The 15206-nt window shown below is 60.9% G+C and carries 16 protein-coding genes; 15 read left to right on the top strand and 1 reads right to left on the bottom strand.

The window, feature by feature from the left end; all coding sequences use genetic code 11:
• Positions 1–104: 104 nt before the first annotated feature.
• The 14 genes from hemE (at position 105) to gspM (ending at position 12900) form a co-directional block, all read left to right on the top strand.
• Positions 105–1172: a uroporphyrinogen decarboxylase gene (gene hemE / locus F8N43_RS20530; protein ID WP_150632715.1), complete on the top strand. Its 1068-nt coding sequence runs from the start codon at positions 105–107 to the stop codon at positions 1170–1172.
• Between the two features lie 289 nt (positions 1173–1461).
• A complete protein-coding gene (gbpA, locus tag F8N43_RS20525) occupies positions 1462–2928 on the top strand; it encodes an N-acetylglucosamine-binding protein GbpA (protein WP_150639706.1) in 1467 nt (488 codons plus the stop codon).
• A 77-nt stretch (positions 2929–3005) separates the two neighbouring features.
• Positions 3006–3548 carry a cytochrome b gene (locus tag F8N43_RS20520; RefSeq protein ID WP_150632713.1) on the top strand — a complete coding sequence of 181 codons (543 nt, stop codon included), beginning with the start codon at positions 3006–3008 and terminating at the stop codon, positions 3546–3548.
• The gene (locus F8N43_RS20515) at positions 3545–4054 is read left to right on the top strand and encodes a hypothetical protein (protein ID WP_150654275.1); all 510 of its coding nucleotides are present in this window, start codon (positions 3545–3547) and stop codon (positions 4052–4054) included. Before F8N43_RS20520 ends, F8N43_RS20515 begins: the two co-directional genes overlap by 4 nt.
• A 7-nt stretch (positions 4055–4061) precedes the next feature.
• Positions 4062–5990 carry a type II secretion system secretin GspD gene (gspD, locus tag F8N43_RS20510; protein WP_150654274.1) on the top strand — a complete coding sequence of 643 codons (1929 nt, stop codon included), beginning with the start codon at positions 4062–4064 and terminating at the stop codon, positions 5988–5990.
• A complete protein-coding gene (gene gspE, locus F8N43_RS20505) occupies positions 5987–7468 on the top strand; it encodes a type II secretion system ATPase GspE (protein WP_150639703.1) in 1482 nt (493 codons plus the stop codon). The genes gspD and gspE overlap by 4 nt, the downstream gene beginning before the upstream one ends.
• 3 nt (positions 7469–7471) lie before the next feature.
• Positions 7472–8680, top strand: coding sequence for a type II secretion system inner membrane protein GspF (gene gspF / locus F8N43_RS20500; RefSeq protein WP_150654273.1), 1209 nt, complete (start codon positions 7472–7474; stop codon positions 8678–8680).
• A 3-nt stretch (positions 8681–8683) separates the two neighbouring features.
• The gene (gspG, locus tag F8N43_RS20495) at positions 8684–9139 is read left to right on the top strand and encodes a type II secretion system major pseudopilin GspG (protein ID WP_150632708.1); all 456 of its coding nucleotides are present in this window, start codon (positions 8684–8686) and stop codon (positions 9137–9139) included.
• 3 nt (positions 9140–9142) lie between these two features.
• The gene (gene gspH / locus F8N43_RS20490) at positions 9143–9610 is read left to right on the top strand and encodes a type II secretion system minor pseudopilin GspH (protein ID WP_150632707.1); all 468 of its coding nucleotides are present in this window, start codon (positions 9143–9145) and stop codon (positions 9608–9610) included.
• Positions 9603–9986 carry a type II secretion system minor pseudopilin GspI gene (gene gspI, locus F8N43_RS20485; RefSeq protein WP_150654272.1) on the top strand — a complete coding sequence of 128 codons (384 nt, stop codon included), beginning with the start codon at positions 9603–9605 and terminating at the stop codon, positions 9984–9986. The genes gspH and gspI overlap by 8 nt, the downstream gene beginning before the upstream one ends.
• Positions 9979–10521, top strand: a complete 543-nt coding sequence (locus tag F8N43_RS20480) for a type II secretion system protein GspJ (RefSeq protein ID WP_150654271.1) — start codon at positions 9979–9981, stop codon at positions 10519–10521. The genes gspI and F8N43_RS20480 overlap by 8 nt, the downstream gene beginning before the upstream one ends.
• A complete protein-coding gene (locus F8N43_RS20475; protein WP_150654270.1) occupies positions 10518–11369 on the top strand; it encodes a type II secretion system protein GspK in 852 nt (283 codons plus the stop codon). The genes F8N43_RS20480 and F8N43_RS20475 overlap by 4 nt, the downstream gene beginning before the upstream one ends.
• A complete protein-coding gene (gspL, locus tag F8N43_RS20470) occupies positions 11366–12472 on the top strand; it encodes a type II secretion system protein GspL (RefSeq protein WP_150654269.1) in 1107 nt (368 codons plus the stop codon). Before F8N43_RS20475 ends, gspL begins: the two co-directional genes overlap by 4 nt.
• Entirely contained in the window at positions 12469–12900 is a 432-nt protein-coding gene (gene gspM / locus F8N43_RS20465) for a type II secretion system protein GspM (RefSeq protein ID WP_150654268.1), read from the top strand. Before gspL ends, gspM begins: the two co-directional genes overlap by 4 nt.
• Here the strand turns inward: gspM and F8N43_RS20460 are convergent.
• Complete coding sequence (locus tag F8N43_RS20460) at positions 12893–14125, bottom strand: MFS transporter (RefSeq protein WP_412072598.1); 1233 nt, start codon at positions 14123–14125, stop codon at positions 12893–12895. The two genes, gspM and F8N43_RS20460, sit on opposite strands and share 8 nt — an antisense overlap.
• Before the next feature lie 167 nt (positions 14126–14292).
• Here F8N43_RS20460 and F8N43_RS20455 point away from each other — a divergent pair, with 167 nt between their 5' ends.
• Positions 14293–15195: a LysR family transcriptional regulator gene (locus F8N43_RS20455; protein WP_150632700.1), complete on the top strand. Its 903-nt coding sequence runs from the start codon at positions 14293–14295 to the stop codon at positions 15193–15195.
• Positions 15196–15206: the final 11 nt, after the last annotated feature.

Below are 15206 nucleotides of genomic sequence, written 5' to 3'. Positions count from 1 at the left end.
CAAAAATGCGACAAATTGACCCGATAGACAAAAGGCTGACCTGCAACCGTGCCTTTTGCGTCGCGCTCTGAGAAAATGCCCGCACTTTTTTTCCGGATGCCGACATGACTGCCCTGAAGAACGACCGTTTCCTTCGCGCCCTGCTCAAGCAACCCGTAGACGTCACCCCTGTGTGGATGATGCGTCAGGCCGGTCGCTACCTGCCGGAATACCGCGCCAGCCGTGCCAAGGCCGGTGATTTCATGAGCCTGTGCATGAACCCGGAGTTCGCTTGCGAAGTCACCATGCAACCGCTCGACCGCTACCCGCAACTGGATGCGGCCATCCTCTTCTCCGACATCCTGACCATCCCGGACGCCATGGGCCAAGGCCTGTACTTCGAAACCGGTGAAGGTCCGCGCTTCAAGAAAGTCGTCAGCACCCTGGCCGACATCGAAGCCCTGCCGATCCCTGATCCGCACAAAGACCTCGGCTATGTGATGGACGCGGTCAGCACCATCCGCCGCGAACTGAATGGTCGTGTGCCGTTGATCGGTTTCTCCGGCAGCCCGTGGACCCTGGCCACCTACATGGTCGAAGGCGGCTCGTCGAAAGACTACCGCAAGACCAAAACCATGCTCTACGACAACCCGCAAGCCCTGCACTTGTTGCTGGACAAGCTGGCTCAGTCGGTCACCAGCTACCTCAACGGCCAGATCATGGCCGGTGCCCAAGCGGTGCAGATCTTCGATAGCTGGGGCGGCAACCTCTCGGCGGCGGCGTACCAGGAATTCTCCCTGGCCTACATGCGCAAGATCGTCAGTGGCCTGATCCGCGAACACGAAGGCCGCAAGGTGCCGGTCATCCTGTTCACCAAGGGCGGGGGACTCTGGCTGGAAAGCATCGCCGACGCCGGCGCTGACGCGTTGGGCCTGGACTGGACCTGCGACATCGGCAATGCCCGCGACCGCGTCGGCAGCAAAGTCGCCTTGCAAGGCAACATGGACCCGACCGTGCTCTACGCCAAACCGGAAGCCATCCGCACCGAAGTCGGACGGATCCTCGCCAGTTATGGCAAGGGCAGTGGCCACGTGTTCAACCTCGGCCATGGCATCACCCCGGAAGTCGATCCGGAACATGCGGGTGCATTCCTGCGCGCGGTGCATGAGCTGTCGGCGCAGTATCACGAGTAATACTTGCCGGTTCCATCAAGCCTGTTCGGCCAACGCCGGGCAGGCTTTTTTTTGTCTGAAAAAACGCAGGCCTGGCAAATACGTTGCTCCTTGTAAGAATGTTTTCTTTCTTTGTCAGATAAGTGAAGAGAGAGATCAATCCTCACGTCAGCGGTGACTTGTCCTACATAGAATTCTCTTTCATCTCGGTAAGGTTTCAGACCTTCGTTCGGTGTAGTTCCGAACGAGATTACGAACAGCGGCGCCCTTACGGCGCCTTAATTTTCGATAAGTAGTCTGGAACACAATCATGAAAAGAACCTTCTTCAAGGGAAGTGCGCTCACCGCATGCTCCTCTTCAATGATCCTGTTATCGGCAATGTTGGCATCTCAAACCGTATCAGCCCATGGCTATATGGAAGTGCCGCCTTCGCGCGCGCTGCTGTGCCAGAAAGGTGTGAATACCAACTGTGGCGCCGCGCAATACGAACCTCAAAGTGTTGGCGAAACGTTCAAAGGCTTTCCGGCCGGTGTTGGCGGTGCTCCTTTGCAAGGGCCGATCGACGGCAAGATTCCGAGCGGCGGTCATCCATCGTTCTCCGCCATGGATGCCCAGTCTGCTTCCCGTTGGCAATTGACCGAAATCAAAGACCGCAATATCGATTTCCAGTGGCGCTACACCCAGTCCCACCCCGCGACCAAGCATGAATACTTCATCACTCGCAACGGCTGGAACGTTAACGAGTCCCTCAAGCGCGCTTCGTTCGAAAGCACGCCGTTCTGCGTCGTCGACGGTGGGCATCAACTGCCGGTGTCCGGCGCCAAGCACAATTGCAACATTCCTGAAGACAAATCCGGCCAGCACGTCATCCTCGGGATCTGGACTGTCGGCGATACCGACGCGGCCTTCTACAACGCCGTCGATGTGAATATCCTCGGCGAACCGTCGTTGCCAGGTGGCTGGACTTCGGTAGGCGGAATCGCGCCATCGGCCCAATTGCTGGTCGGCGACAAGGTCAAGGCCCGTGCATTCTCTGCCAACGGTGTCAGCCCGGATTACGACGTCGAAATCGCCATCGACACGGCCGAGGAAGGCTCGCCGAATAACTGGGCGTTCAAACTGGCAGAAAAAATCAACAGCACTCACTCGCTGATCCGCGCCGGTATTCGTCATGAGAACGGCAACATCGAACCGGTCCGGGGTAACAACACCCTCTACGCCCAGAAAGAAAGCGGCGTAACTCGTTACGAAGTCCAACTGGACATGAAGGAAGACACTGCAGCGCGCATGTCGGTGGCCTCCCAGCAAGCCGAATACGTTCTGGAAAAAGGCCTGGCCAGCGTCCAGTTCAGCATGATCTCCAATCGCCCGATGAACGTCGAAGCGACCTTGTTCGACGAGAACAACAAGCCGGTCGGTTCCGTTGCGAAGCAGGTGGAGAGCGGTTCGACCTCGCTGACCATGGATGTTCGCAGTAATCCTGGGCAACACACCCTGACGCTGGTCGGCACCACGCTGGATGGCCGCACCACTCGCCAGGACACCCAACCCACCCAGATGACCGGTGAAGGCGCGGGCGTCGAGCATGACTTCGTATTCCCAGAAGGCATCAGCGAGTACACCGCCGGTACCAAAGTGCTGCAACCCAAGACCAATGAAGTCTTCGAATGCAAGCCCTTCCCCGAGTCCGGTTACTGCAAGCAATACAGCCCGACGGCCAACGGCTTTGAGCCCGGTGTAGGGGCGCACTGGCACATGGCGTGGGACAAAATCTAAGTCTCTCGTAACACTTCAGGCAATCCGGAACCGGGTTGCCTGAAGGCTCATATTCCTGTTGAAAGTCGAGTTGAAAAATGACGGTTTTGGGTTACTCCACCCAACGCGTATGGCTGCACTGGTTGTCGGCGGCGGTGATCATCTGGACGCTGGCGTCGGGATTCTATGTGGCCTATGTGGACGTGCCAGCCCGTGTCGGTGAACGGGTTGCCTTTATCAATGTGTCGCTGACCACGCTGTTCATCCCGTTTTTTGTCTGGCGGCTGTTTATTTTTTTTGTTCACGCCCGGCAGACGAGCGTGAACACGTTGTCGTCCATGGAAAAACTGGCGCTGTTTGCCCACACGCTGATCTACCTGATGGTGGCTGTCGTGCTGGTGACCGGTGTGTTGATGATGGACCGCCCGATCGATGTATTCGGGTGGTTCGATATTGCGCAGCCGTTGAGTGATCCAGCGCTTATCACGCGGTTCTCCACGGTACACATTGGGGCGTGCCTGGTGCTTGCACTGCTGATCGCGATGCATGTCGGTGCGGTGATTTTCCATGAGCTGTGCGGTCACCGCGTACTGCGACGTATGTCCTTGTGCCGCCGTGTTCGCAGTGACAGCGCCAAGTGAGCGGACGACTCTGCACCCTCTGCCTTCTGCTGGTGACAGTCGGGTACGGATCGTTTCTGGTGTGGCAAGAGTGGGGGGTTCGCCAAAGCCGTGTCGTCCCGGTGCCCGTCGTTTCAACGATGGCGACCTCACCGTCCCGTGCACCCCTGGATACCACTGCGGTGGCGACGGTGCTCGGCCTGACCGCTGGAACCCCATTGCTTCCCAGTGCCGAACCGCTGACCCTGCAGGCCAGTTTTGTCCTTGCCACAGGGTTGTCCAGAGCGCTGCTGGCAGACGCTCAAGGCTCGCGGATTTATCAGGTGGGCGAACCGTTGCCGGGCGGCAGCGTCCTGCGCCGCGTCGAGGCGAATCGGGCAGTGTTGTGGAACAAGGGGCGAGAAGAAGTGCTGACGCTGCAGACGTCTGTCACGCACCTCTTGCGTCGATTCGACCCGCAAGCCGAGGTGTCGGCCCCCGCGACTTCTGCGCCTTTTCTAAGCCCGCTCTCAGGGCCGTCAGAGTGATCAACCCATGAACCGTCCCATCAGTGCGCAGGCGTTGCGCACGCTGCTTATTCTCGCCGCGTTGGCGCTGTCACTCTTTCCGGGCGCGACGCAGGCCGAGGAAGAAAAATGGCAACTGGCGATGAACAATGCCGAGCTGCGCGACATCGTCGAGGAAATCTCGACCATTCTCGGGACTACGGTGGTGCTTGATCCCAGAGTCTCCGGGCGCATCACCGTCATGTCCCGTCAGGCCCTCGACCGCGAAGGTGTTCGCCGATTGTTTTATTCGGTGCTGGACGCCCACAACTTCACGGTGATCGACGAGGGGGAGCGGATCCTGATTACGCCGGTCACTGAGGCGAAAACCCGCGCTGGCCAAGGTATTGCAAACAATGCCACGGCTTCGCAATTCATCACCCGGGTCGTCGAGCTGAATACCAGCAGCGCTTCCGACATCGCCGGCCTGGTTCGGCCGCTGGTGTCGGCCGCCGGTTATGTCGGCCCGTCGGTGTCGGCCAATGCGCTGGTGGTTACCGATACCACGGCTAATGTGAACCGTATCTCGCAGGTGGTCCGGCAACTGGATTCCGGGCAGAACAACCAGCATGCCGTGGTGCAAATGCAGCACGCACAGGCTGCTGATGTGGCGACTGTCATGGAGTCCTCGCTGGGCAAACGCAGCGCTGATACGGCGATCCAGGTACTGGCCGACAGCAGAACCAATCGGCTGATCCTCATTGGTCCACCGTCGGTTCGCCAACGCCTGATCGACCTCGCACGCCGTCTCGATACCCCCGCTACCGCCACACTCGATAATGCGCGCGTGATTCGCCTGCGTTACAGCGATGCCAGGCAATTGGCCGAAGTCCTCGAAACGATGGGGCAGGGTCGAAAGCCGGCAACGGTCGTCGGTGGCACCCGGGATAACTCATCCGGCAACACCTTCATGATCAAGGCCGACGAGAGCCAGAATGCGCTGGTGTTGATCGCCGAGCCGGCGCAAATCCGCACCATCGAGAACATCGTGCGTCAGTTGGACCAGCCCAGGGCTCAGGTGCTGATCCATGCCGCCATCGTGGAGATTTCCGGGGACATTGCCGAGGCCGTGGGTGTTCAGTGGAGCGTCAGCGGGGGCGATGCCAAAGGCTTCATCAACTTCCCCGGCACCGACATCCCGATCATCGGCGGGCTGAACTTTGACGAGAAAAAATCCGCACCGGAAGGGGCCATCCTGCAACTGGGCAATGACCGCTTCGGCGCGTTGATTTCGGCGCTGGCCAGCAACACCCGCAGCAACCTGCTGTCCACGCCGAGCCTGTTGACCCTGGACAATCAGGAGGCAGAAATCATCGTCGGCCAGAACGTCCCGTTCAAGACCGGCTCCTACGCCACCAACAGCAACGGCGCGGACAATCCGTTTACCACCGTCGAGCGCAAGGACGTGGGCATCAGCCTGAAGATCAAGCCGTACATCAACGAAGGCTCGACGCTGCGTCTGGAGGTCGCACAGGAAGTGTCGGACATCGCGCCTTCGGTATCGGGCATCGATTCTTCGGACCTGATCACCAACAAACGTGCGCTCAAGAGCACTATCCTGGCTGACGATGGCGAAATCATCGTGATCGGCGGGCTGATCAGAGACAGCGTCCGCACCCAGCAGAGCGGGGTGCCGTTGTTGCGCGATATTCCCTACCTCGGTGCGCTGTTCCGCTGGACTCGCGACACCCAGACCAAAAGCAACCTCATGGTGTTTTTGCGACCGACCATCGTGCGCAGCAAGGAAGACCTGTCTGACGTCAGCCAGCAGCGTTACAACGCGCTGCGTGAATTGAGCAAGCCCGGCGCGCGAGGGAACAACTCCTTGCTGTTGCCAGCCGAGTCGCGTCAGTTGTTCGACCCTGTGCCCGACGCCCCTGTGTTCGATTTGCGTAAGCCAGCGGCGGAATCGCCATGAGCGTATTGCGCGAAACCCACCCACCATTGCCCTTCGGTTTCGCCCGGCGTTTCGGCCTACTGCTGGAGCACGACGGGCCAGGCTCAAGCCTTGTCCTGCGCGCCAATACGCCGCTCACGGCCCTGTCGGAAGCCCGACGGGCAAGCGCTCTGGATCTGCCGATGCAGGTGCTGGACGCCGATGCGTTCGCCGCCCGCCTGGCCGCCGCCTATCGCGAAGGTCAGAGCGCCGCCGAGCAAGTTGCCCAAGGGCTGGACGAAGAACTGGACTTGCTCAGCCTGGTCGACCAAGTCCCGCAAACCGCCGACCTGCTGGAGCAGCAGGGCGACGCGCCGATCATCCGGCTGATCAACGCACTGCTCAGCGAAGCGGTGCGCGAGCACGCATCGGACGTGCACCTGGAAACCTTCGAGCAGTACCTCTCGGTGCGCATGCGCGTCGACGGGCAATTACGCGAAATGCTCAGGCCCCGCCGTGAACTCGCCACCTTGCTGGTGTCGCGGATCAAGGTCATGGCGCGCCTGGACATTGCTGAAAAACGGGTCCCGCAGGATGGTCGAATGGCCCTGCGACTGGCCGGGCACGAAGTCGATGTGCGGGTTTCCACGCTGCCTTCGGCCCACGGCGAACGAGTGGTACTGCGCCTGCTCGACAAGCAGGCCGGGCGCCTGGAATTGCCGCGACTCGGCATGCCTGCCGATACCCTCGCTGCGCTGCGCGAGTTGCTCGGAAAACCTCACGGCATTCTTCTGGTGACCGGCCCTACCGGTTCCGGCAAAACCACCAGCCTGTACGCCGCGCTGAGCAGCCTGAACGATCAGACACGCAACATTCTCACGGTCGAAGACCCCATCGAATATCACCTGCCGGGTGTCGGTCAGATGCCGGTCAATCCGAAAGTGGACATGACATTTGCCCGTGGCTTGCGGGCGATTTTGCGTCAGGACCCGGACGTGGTGATGGTCGGCGAAATCCGTGATCGCGAGACGGCGGAAATCGCCGTCCAGGCATCACTGACCGGTCACCTGGTGCTCTCGACGTTGCACACCAACAGTGCGGTCGGTGCCGTGACGCGGCTGGTGGACATGGGCGTTGATGCCTACCTGCTGGCGTCGTCGCTGGTGGGCATTCTGGCTCAGCGACTACTGCGCACGTTGTGCCCCCATTGCAAGGCGGCATACCGCGCCGATGAGGCCACAAGTGAGCGCCTCGGGCTCGATTCCGCAGCGTCACCGCAACTGTTCAGGGCGGTGGGGTGTGACCAGTGCCAGCACGGTTATCGCGGACGGATCGGGATCTACGAGTTAGTCAGCGTGACGCCCGCTGTCTCGGCTCTGATTCATCAAGGTGCAAGTGAACAGGCGTTGATAGAGGAGACGCGCAAGGTCTCCCGCAGCCTGTTTCAGGACGGTCGCCAGCGGGTGCTGGAGGGCGCGACCAGCCTCGACGAATTATTGCGCGTCACGCAGGAGGACTAGCGAGTGCCGACGTTCGATTACCGCGCTGACGACGCCCAAGGCCGACGCTGCAAAGGCCGACTGGAAGCCGACGGCCCGCGTCATGCCCGGCAACTGATGCGTGAACGCGGCTTGTGGCCGCGTGAGTTGAATGAGGTCAGGGCAGGTGGCGACACGGGGACGCATCCTCGTAGCGCACGTCTGAGCGCGGCGGATCTGGCGCTGTTGACCTTGCAGCTGTCCACCCTCGTTCAGGCGGGGCTGCCACTGGAGGAAGCCCTTGAAGCGGTGACGAAGCAGAGTGCGAAGCGCAAGGTTGCCGGTCTGCTGTCGGTGGTCAGAAGTCGGGTGATGGAAGGTCATGCCCTGTCGACGGCGTTGGCGCAGTTTCCCAAGGCATTCCCCGAATTATTCCGCGCTACCGTCGCGGCCGGTGAACGTTCCGGTCACTTGGGTCATGTGCTGGAACAACTGGCGGCTTACACCCAGGCCCGCCAGGCGTCGCGGCAGACAATTCAGATGGCCCTGGTGTACCCGTTGATCCTGATGGTGGCCAGCGTCGCGATTGTTGGTTTTCTGCTCGGCTTCGTGGTGCCCGATGTGGTGAAGATCTTCGTCGACAGCGGCCAGCCGTTGCCCTGGCTGACGCAGGCACTGATCGGCCTGAGCAATGGGCTGCGCAATAACTTTTTGCTGTTGATGGGCGTGCTGGCGACGTTGCTGGGCCTCTGGCGCTGGAGTTTGCGTCAATCGGTCTGGCGCCTGCGCTGGCACCGTCTTGCGTTGAAATTACCGGTCATGGGCGAGGTGTTGCGGGCGATGGAAGCTGCGCGGTTCGCCAGCACACTGGCGATCCTCGGCAAAAGTGCGGTGCCATTGGTGGACGCGCTGGAGATCGCAGCGGCTGTCATCGGCAACCTGACCATCCGCGCTCGCATGGCCGATGTCGCGCGCTCGGTCCGTGAGGGTGGAACGCTGACCCACGGTCTGGAATTGAGCGGCGACATTCCGCCGATGATGCTGCACATGATCGCCAGCGGCGAACGCGCCGGTGAGCTCGATCACATGCTGGTACGGGCCGCCGAGCAACAGGAAAGCAGCCTGGCGGCGCGTATCGCATTGGTCGTGAGCCTTTTCGAACCGGCCATGCTGGTGCTGATGGGCGGCGTGGTGCTGCTGATCGTCATGGCCATCCTCCTACCGATTCTCAGCCTCAACCAATTGGTGAATTGACCCATGAATGCTGCACAAAAAAACAGCCCTCGCGCTCAACGCGGTTTTACCCTGATCGAAATCATGGTGGTGGTGGTCATCATCGGTGTGCTGGGGGCCATCGTGGTGCCGCAGTTCATGAGTCGTCCCGATCAGGCCAAAGTCACCGCCAGCAAAATTGATCTCCAGGCCATCGCCACCGCCCTCGAAATGTATCGCCTCGACAACTTCAACTACCCCTCGACGCAGCAGGGGCTGGAAGCCTTGAGTAAACAACCTTCTGGCCTGCCGGCGGCGAAGAACTGGAACCCTCAGGGTTATCTGAAAAGCTTGCCGGTCGATCCGTGGAACACGCCCTATCAGTACGTCAATCCCGGAGTGCAATCGGTGGACGGCAGCTATGACTTGTATTCCCTCGGTTCCGATGGCGTGAAGGGCGGCGAAGGGCATGCAGCCGATATCGGTAACTGGGGCGACTGAAACATGCGCCAGCGTTGTCGGGGATTCACCTTGCTCGAACTTATGATCGTGATCGTTTTGATCGGCGTGCTGTTGGGCATGGTGAGTTTTGCCGCCGGGCCGAATCCGGCGCGGCAGGCCCGGCAGGAGGCGCACGGGATCGTGGGCGTTATTCAACAGTTGCGTGAACGTGCAGTGCTCGATGGTCAGGAGTTCGGCCTGCGGCTGAGTGTGGAGGGTTACCGGGTGATGAGGCTCGATGTTCAGGGTTGGAAACCGATGGCGGCTCTTTATCGATGGCCCGAAAACGTACGGCTACGACTTGAACAGGAGGGTCATTGGGTCACCCTTGGCGCCGACGAAGGCGCTCCGCAGTTGTTGATGTTCAGCAACGATGAAACCAGTGTTTTTACCCTGATGTTTGGCAGTGACAAAAAGACTTGGCTCAGCCTGTCCAGCGATGGCCTTGGCCAGGTGGTGATCGATGGCTAGCCGGCCGTTTGTTTCGCGCATGGGGGGCTTCACCTTGCTGGAAATCATGGTGGCCCTGGCGGTCTTTTCGACGCTGGCGGCCGCCGTGCTGTCGGCGAGCCAATATGTGGTCAGGCAAACCGGCGCGGTCGAAGAGCGACTGTTCGCCGCGTGGCTGGCAGACAACCATCTGAATGAACTACGCCTGCAAACCGGATTGACCCTCGGCCAGCTACAACGGGTCGTGCCGATGGATCGCCGCAACTGGCTGCTGCGCCAACACGTCAGCGCTTCGCCTGACCCGCGGCTGCTCAAGGTCGATGTTCACGTCAGCCTTTCCGGGCGCGAGCAAACCGTCCACCGCGCCAGTGGCTGGATACTTCATCGTGATGAATAAGCAGCGCGGTTTCACCTTGCTGGAACTGGTCATCGCCATGGCAATTTTCGCGTTGCTGGGCCTTGCCAGTTGGGGGCTGTTCGATGGCGTGGTGCGGGTGCAACGAGGGACGACGGAGCATGAGCGTGAGTTCAGAAGCCTGCAACGGGCGGTGGCGGTGATCGAGCGGGATGTGTTGCACGTCACCGATCAACCGGTGGTGCTCCAGCAATCGGTGTTGCAGTTGCAACGCAGCCATTGGCGCAACCCTTTTGATCAACCGCGCAGCGAGCTTCAGGCGCTGACCTATCGACTCGATAACGGCACGCTGTGGCGTGAAAGTCAGGGGGAGGGCACGCCGTTCGTGCAACGGCAAAAACTGCTGGGCGATGTTCGAGACTTGAGCTGGCGGTTGTTCGACGCACGTTCTGGTTGGCGCAGCGACTGGCCATCCGGGCGGGACGTGAAACCGCCGTTGGCGGTGGAAGTGCAATTCTCTACGGGCCGTTTCGAGGCGATTCGTCGAGTATTGCTGTTGCCCGGCGCGTTTCCATGAAGGCTGATCAACGCGGCATTGCGTTGATCAGCGTGTTGCTGGTCATGAGTCTGGCGCTGTTGATCACCAGCGGCTTGCTGCGCAGCCATCGCCTGTCGCTGCACAGTAGCGGCCAGACCCTGCAGCACATTCAAATGCGCCAACTCGCAGTCGCCGGGGAAAACTGGGCACTTTTGCGCTTGCAGGAAGCGGCGCAGCTCTCGCCGAAAACCGTCGACCTGACCCAGGACTGGGCGCGGATGACACCTGACTTCGACCTTGAAGACGCGCAGATCCGCGTTGATATCGAGGACCTCGCCGGGCGGTTCAATCTCAACTCATTGTTGAGCCAGGGGCAGATCGATCAGGTCACCCTTAAGCGTTGGGCGCGCTTGCTCGACGTGCTGGATCTTGCACCGCTGCAACTTGATCAGGTGGGGGCTTTACGAGAGCTGAGCCAACTGCGCCTGCTGCCGGGGGTTGACGCTCAGGTGCTGCGTCAACTTGAACCTTGGGTGGCAATGTTGCCCGGCCATGCAACGTTGAACGTCAACACCGCACCGTCGCTGGTGCTGAGGACGCTCGATGGCGTGGACGCGACCACGGCCGCGGCATTGGCTCGTCAGGCCTCCACGGCTGGATGGGCCAGCGTCCAGGCCTTTACGCAAGACCCGCTGCTCTCCGGTGTGGGCCTGAGCAGTCATGGCCTTGGCACCGCCAGCCGCTGGTTCCGTATCACCGTGCAGGTCACTCAGGGACAGCGCCGTTTGCGGCTGGCCACGGAGGTCGAACGTGACGCCGCCACGCACCAATTCAACGTCCTGCAACGACGTCTTCTTCCTTTGAGTGCCCACGAGATGCCGCGATGAATACCTGGCTTTACCTGACCGCCGAAGGCCTGGACGAACCGTCGACAGACTGGCCTTGCTACGTCTGGTCCCCGACTCGGCAGCGTCAGCCCATGCCCTTGAATCAAGCGGCGCAGTTGCTGAACGGGCAGGCGGTCGACCTGCTGTTGCCCATGGAATTGTGCAGTTGGGTGCGCAGTGATCCATGGCCTTCCAAGCGCCAACCCAACGCGCAAGCCATCGCGTTTGCCGTGGAGGATCAGTTGAGCGAAGCGCTGGACAAGCTGCACCTGAGCATCGGCGCTTGCGATAAGGATGGGCGTTATCCGGTCATGGTGATCGACCGCCAGCGGTTTACCGCCATGCTCACGTTACTGGCAGAAGAAGGAATCGAGGTGCGCTCGGTGTTCGTCGATGCCGATGTTTTGCCCTTGGATCAGGCACTCGGTGTGTGGTGGTTCGGTCGATGGTTGCTCGGCGGAGGGCTACCGGCCCGCCTGGCATTGACGGACGACGGATTGACGTTGCTGAGACCGGCCTTGCCTTCGGGTATTCAATGGATCGACGGGCGTCAGGGCGCGACCGATGTCGATCAATACCTGACCCACCGCCCCGCGCAGGCCATCAATCTGCTGCAAGGCGAATTCGCCCTGCGCAACAAACGACTGCCCTGGCGCCGCGGCGGTTTGACGATCCTGGCGCTGCTGTTGCTGACCTGGGGCGCGAGTGCCGCGCGAATCCATTTTATCGAGCGTGAAACACGTACGCTCTACAGCCAGAACGAGCAGCGGTTCAAGACGCTTTACCCTGAGCAGAGCCGCATCGTCGACCTGGCAGCGCAGCTCGACGCACTTCAAAAGCACACCGCCGAGCCTCAGCGCACGCGCGTCGCCGATCTGGTGAAGCTCGTCGAGCAGGTGATCGGCGCAAGCAATGTCGAGGTCCGGCGCATCGAATTTCGCGCCGGCGATGGCTGGAGAATCCAGCTGAGCGCCAACAGCTTTGCCGAGTTGGAGCAACTGCGCGAACGCGGGCGAGACCAAGGCGTGCCGCTCAGAATCGACAGTGCGAGTAAAGAGCGCAACCGCGTGCAGGCGACCCTGACAGTGGAGGATCGAGCATGAAAGCTGCCTGGCAACGGCTGTCCATTCGAGAGCAACGACTGTTGCTGGCCATGGGCGCATTTTTATTGGCTGTCATCGTGTTCAGCCTGATCTGGCAACCGACGCGCCAGCGCCTGCAAACCATGGAGCGCCAGTACCAACAGCAACTGGCCGTGTCAGCGCAGCTGCAACGAGCACAGCCGCGACCCTCCACGCCCGTCGTCACCCATCAGCCGTTGTCGCTGCGCGTCAGCGAAAGCGCCACAGCGGCGGGGCTTGAAATCCAGCAGATGGAAACCGACAGCGACGTATTGCGCCTGACCCTCAGCGGCGACGCGAAGACGTTGCTGCAATGGCTGGACCGCGCCGAACGTGACGACGTCGCCTTGCAATCGCTGATGTTGGAAAAGCGCGATGCGATGCTTGAGGCGCGGGTGGTGCTCAAGTAATCGAGCCATTCCCCGGCAGCAGCGGCAAGCGGGCCAGTTTCAACGCAATCAGCAAGGCTACCACCAGCAGCGCACCAATGAACAAGCCAATCCCGTTCCATCCGCCGAGGTGCCAGAACACACCGCCCGCCGTACCGGCTATGCTCGATCCGGCGTAGTAACTGAACAAGTACAACGACGATGCCTGACCCTTGGCCTTGGTGGCGCGACGACCGATCCAGCTACTCGCCACCGAGTGCGCGCCGAAGAAGCCGAAGGTGAAAATCAGCATACCGATGATCACCACGGGCAGCGGCGTGAGCATGGTCAGGGCGAGGCCGGCGAGCATCAACACGATGGTCGACCAGAGCACTTTGCGCCGACCGAGTTTGTCGGCCAGTGAACCGATTTTCGCCGAGCTGTAGATGCCGGACAGGTACACCACCGATAGCAGGCCGACGAACGCCTGGTCCATGTGGTACGGCTCGGCCAGCAGGCGATAACCGATGTAGTTGAACAGCGTGACGAACGCACCCATCAGCACAAAGGCTTCGAGAAACAACAACGGCAGGCCGGCGTCGCGAAAGTGCATGGTGAAGCCGTCGAGCAGGCTTCGCGGGTGCAGCGAGCGGGCGCGGAAGTTGCGCGATTCGGGGAGGATTTTCCAGAACACCGCTGCCGCGATCAGCGCCAGGCCGCCGATCACCAACATCGCCGTGTGCCAGCTGACGAAGTCGATCAACACCCCGGTAATCAGGCGCCCGCACATCCCGCCAATCGCGTTGCCGCCGATGTACAGGCCCATCGCCAGGCCAATGTGTTGTGGGTGGATCTCTTCGCTCAGGTACGTCATCGCGACCGCCGCCAGGCCGCTCAACGACAACCCGATCAACGCACGCATCACCAGTACGCCGTGCCAGCTCGGCATCATCGAACTGGCGATGGTGCACAGCGCCGCGGCAAACAGCGCCGCCACCATCACCGGTTTGCGCCCTACACGGTCGGAGATCGGCCCCGTGATCAGCAGACCGATGGCAAGCATGCCCGTGGCCACCGACAGAATCAGGCTGCTCTGCGCCGCGTTGATCGAATACTCGTGTGACAGCAGCGGCATCATCGGTTGCACGCAGTACAGCAGCGCGAAGGTGGCGAAGCCGCCGGAGAACAGCGCCAACACCGTGCGCATGAACATCGGCGTGCCTTTTTCGATGTAGATTTCCTTCAGCTCGGCGACGGCATCGTCCAGCGCGGCGGGCGGAACTTCATGGGCGAGTGCGGCGACAGCAGTTTTCACTTCAGACCTCGGGGCAGCGCAGCCGGTCAGGCAATGAAAAAAGCATATAGCTGCCTAATGATTCAATCCAATATATTATTCGACCTGTTTAAGAGGTTTTGCGACCTAATGGGGTTTTCATGGAATTGCGTCACCTGCGCTACTTCATCGCCGTCGCCGAAGAACTGCACTTCGGCCGCGCCGCCCAAGTGCTGGGCATCTCGCAACCGCCGCTGAGCCAACAGATTCAAGCGCTGGAACAGGAAGTCGGCGCACGATTGTTCGAGCGAACCAATCGTCGGGTGGAACTGAGTGAAGCCGGGCGATTGTTTCTGGAAGAGGCGCGGTTGGTGCTGGCGCAGGTCGACAAAGCCGCGGATGTGGCGCGGCGGGCGCAGCTCGGTGAGTTGGGTGAACTCAAAATCGGTTTCACCTCGTCGGCACCGTTCAACTCGACCATCCCCCAGGCGATCTTTTCGTTTCGCCAGCGTTTTCCGGCGGTGCACCTGAACCTGCGGGAAATGAGCAGCACCCAAGTGGCCGAGGCACTGGTGGATGAGTCGATCGAAGTCGGGATCATGCGGCCGTTGGGTTTGCCGGACTCGCTCAGCGTGGTGGAGCTGATGCGTGAGCCGCTGGTGGCGGTGCTCAGTTCCAAGCATCCGTTGGTGCAGGACAGCGAAGAGGGATTGTTCCTGTCGGCATTGGCGCTCGAACCATTCGTATTTTTCCCACGCAGTTATGGCAGTGGTCTGTATGCGCAGTTGCTCAGCCTGGCGCGGGACGCCGGTTTCAGCCCGCACTTTGCGCAAGAGGCGGGGGAGGCGATGACCATCATTGGCCTGGTGGCGGCGGGGCTCGGCGTGTCGGTGCTGCCGGCGTCTTATCAGCGGATGCGGATTGATGGCGTGGTCTATCGGCCGCTGCTCGACCCGGAAGCGGTGTCGGCGGTGTGGCTGGTGCAGCGCAAGGATCAGAAGTCGCCGATGGCCAAGGCGTTTGTGGAGTTGTTGACGCGCAAGGTCGAACCACAGAAAGCGTGACTGCTTCGCAG

Source organism: Pseudomonas fluorescens, assembly GCF_902498065.1.
GTDB lineage: Bacteria > Pseudomonadota > Gammaproteobacteria > Pseudomonadales > Pseudomonadaceae > Aquipseudomonas > Aquipseudomonas fluorescens_BJ.
The sequence above is the reverse complement of the archived record's forward strand: the minus strand, read 5'-3'. Positions and strand labels throughout refer to the sequence as shown.

Excerpts from the sequence above, each read along its gene's own strand:
- gspI (WP_150654272.1), top strand. The coding sequence starts at position 9,603 with ATGGCTAGCCGGCCGTTTGTTTCGCGCATGGGGGGCTTCACCTTGCTG.
- F8N43_RS20475 (WP_150654270.1), top strand. The coding sequence starts at position 10,518 with ATGAAGGCTGATCAACGCGGCATTGCGTTGATCAGCGTGTTGCTGGTC.
- hemE (WP_150632715.1), top strand. The coding sequence starts at position 105 with ATGACTGCCCTGAAGAACGACCGTTTCCTTCGCGCCCTGCTCAAGCAA.
- F8N43_RS20520 (WP_150632713.1), top strand. The coding sequence starts at position 3,006 with ATGACGGTTTTGGGTTACTCCACCCAACGCGTATGGCTGCACTGGTTG.
- F8N43_RS20480 (WP_150654271.1), top strand. The coding sequence starts at position 9,979 with ATGAATAAGCAGCGCGGTTTCACCTTGCTGGAACTGGTCATCGCCATG.
- F8N43_RS20455 (WP_150632700.1), top strand. The coding sequence starts at position 14,293 with ATGGAATTGCGTCACCTGCGCTACTTCATCGCCGTCGCCGAAGAACTG.
- gspD (WP_150654274.1), top strand. The coding sequence starts at position 4,062 with ATGAACCGTCCCATCAGTGCGCAGGCGTTGCGCACGCTGCTTATTCTC.
- gspM (WP_150654268.1), top strand. The coding sequence starts at position 12,469 with ATGAAAGCTGCCTGGCAACGGCTGTCCATTCGAGAGCAACGACTGTTG.
- gspH (WP_150632707.1), top strand. The coding sequence starts at position 9,143 with ATGCGCCAGCGTTGTCGGGGATTCACCTTGCTCGAACTTATGATCGTG.
- gspG (WP_150632708.1), top strand. The coding sequence starts at position 8,684 with ATGAATGCTGCACAAAAAAACAGCCCTCGCGCTCAACGCGGTTTTACC.
- gspL (WP_150654269.1), top strand. The coding sequence starts at position 11,366 with ATGAATACCTGGCTTTACCTGACCGCCGAAGGCCTGGACGAACCGTCG.
- gbpA (WP_150639706.1), top strand. The coding sequence starts at position 1,462 with ATGAAAAGAACCTTCTTCAAGGGAAGTGCGCTCACCGCATGCTCCTCT.
- gspE (WP_150639703.1), top strand. The coding sequence starts at position 5,987 with ATGAGCGTATTGCGCGAAACCCACCCACCATTGCCCTTCGGTTTCGCC.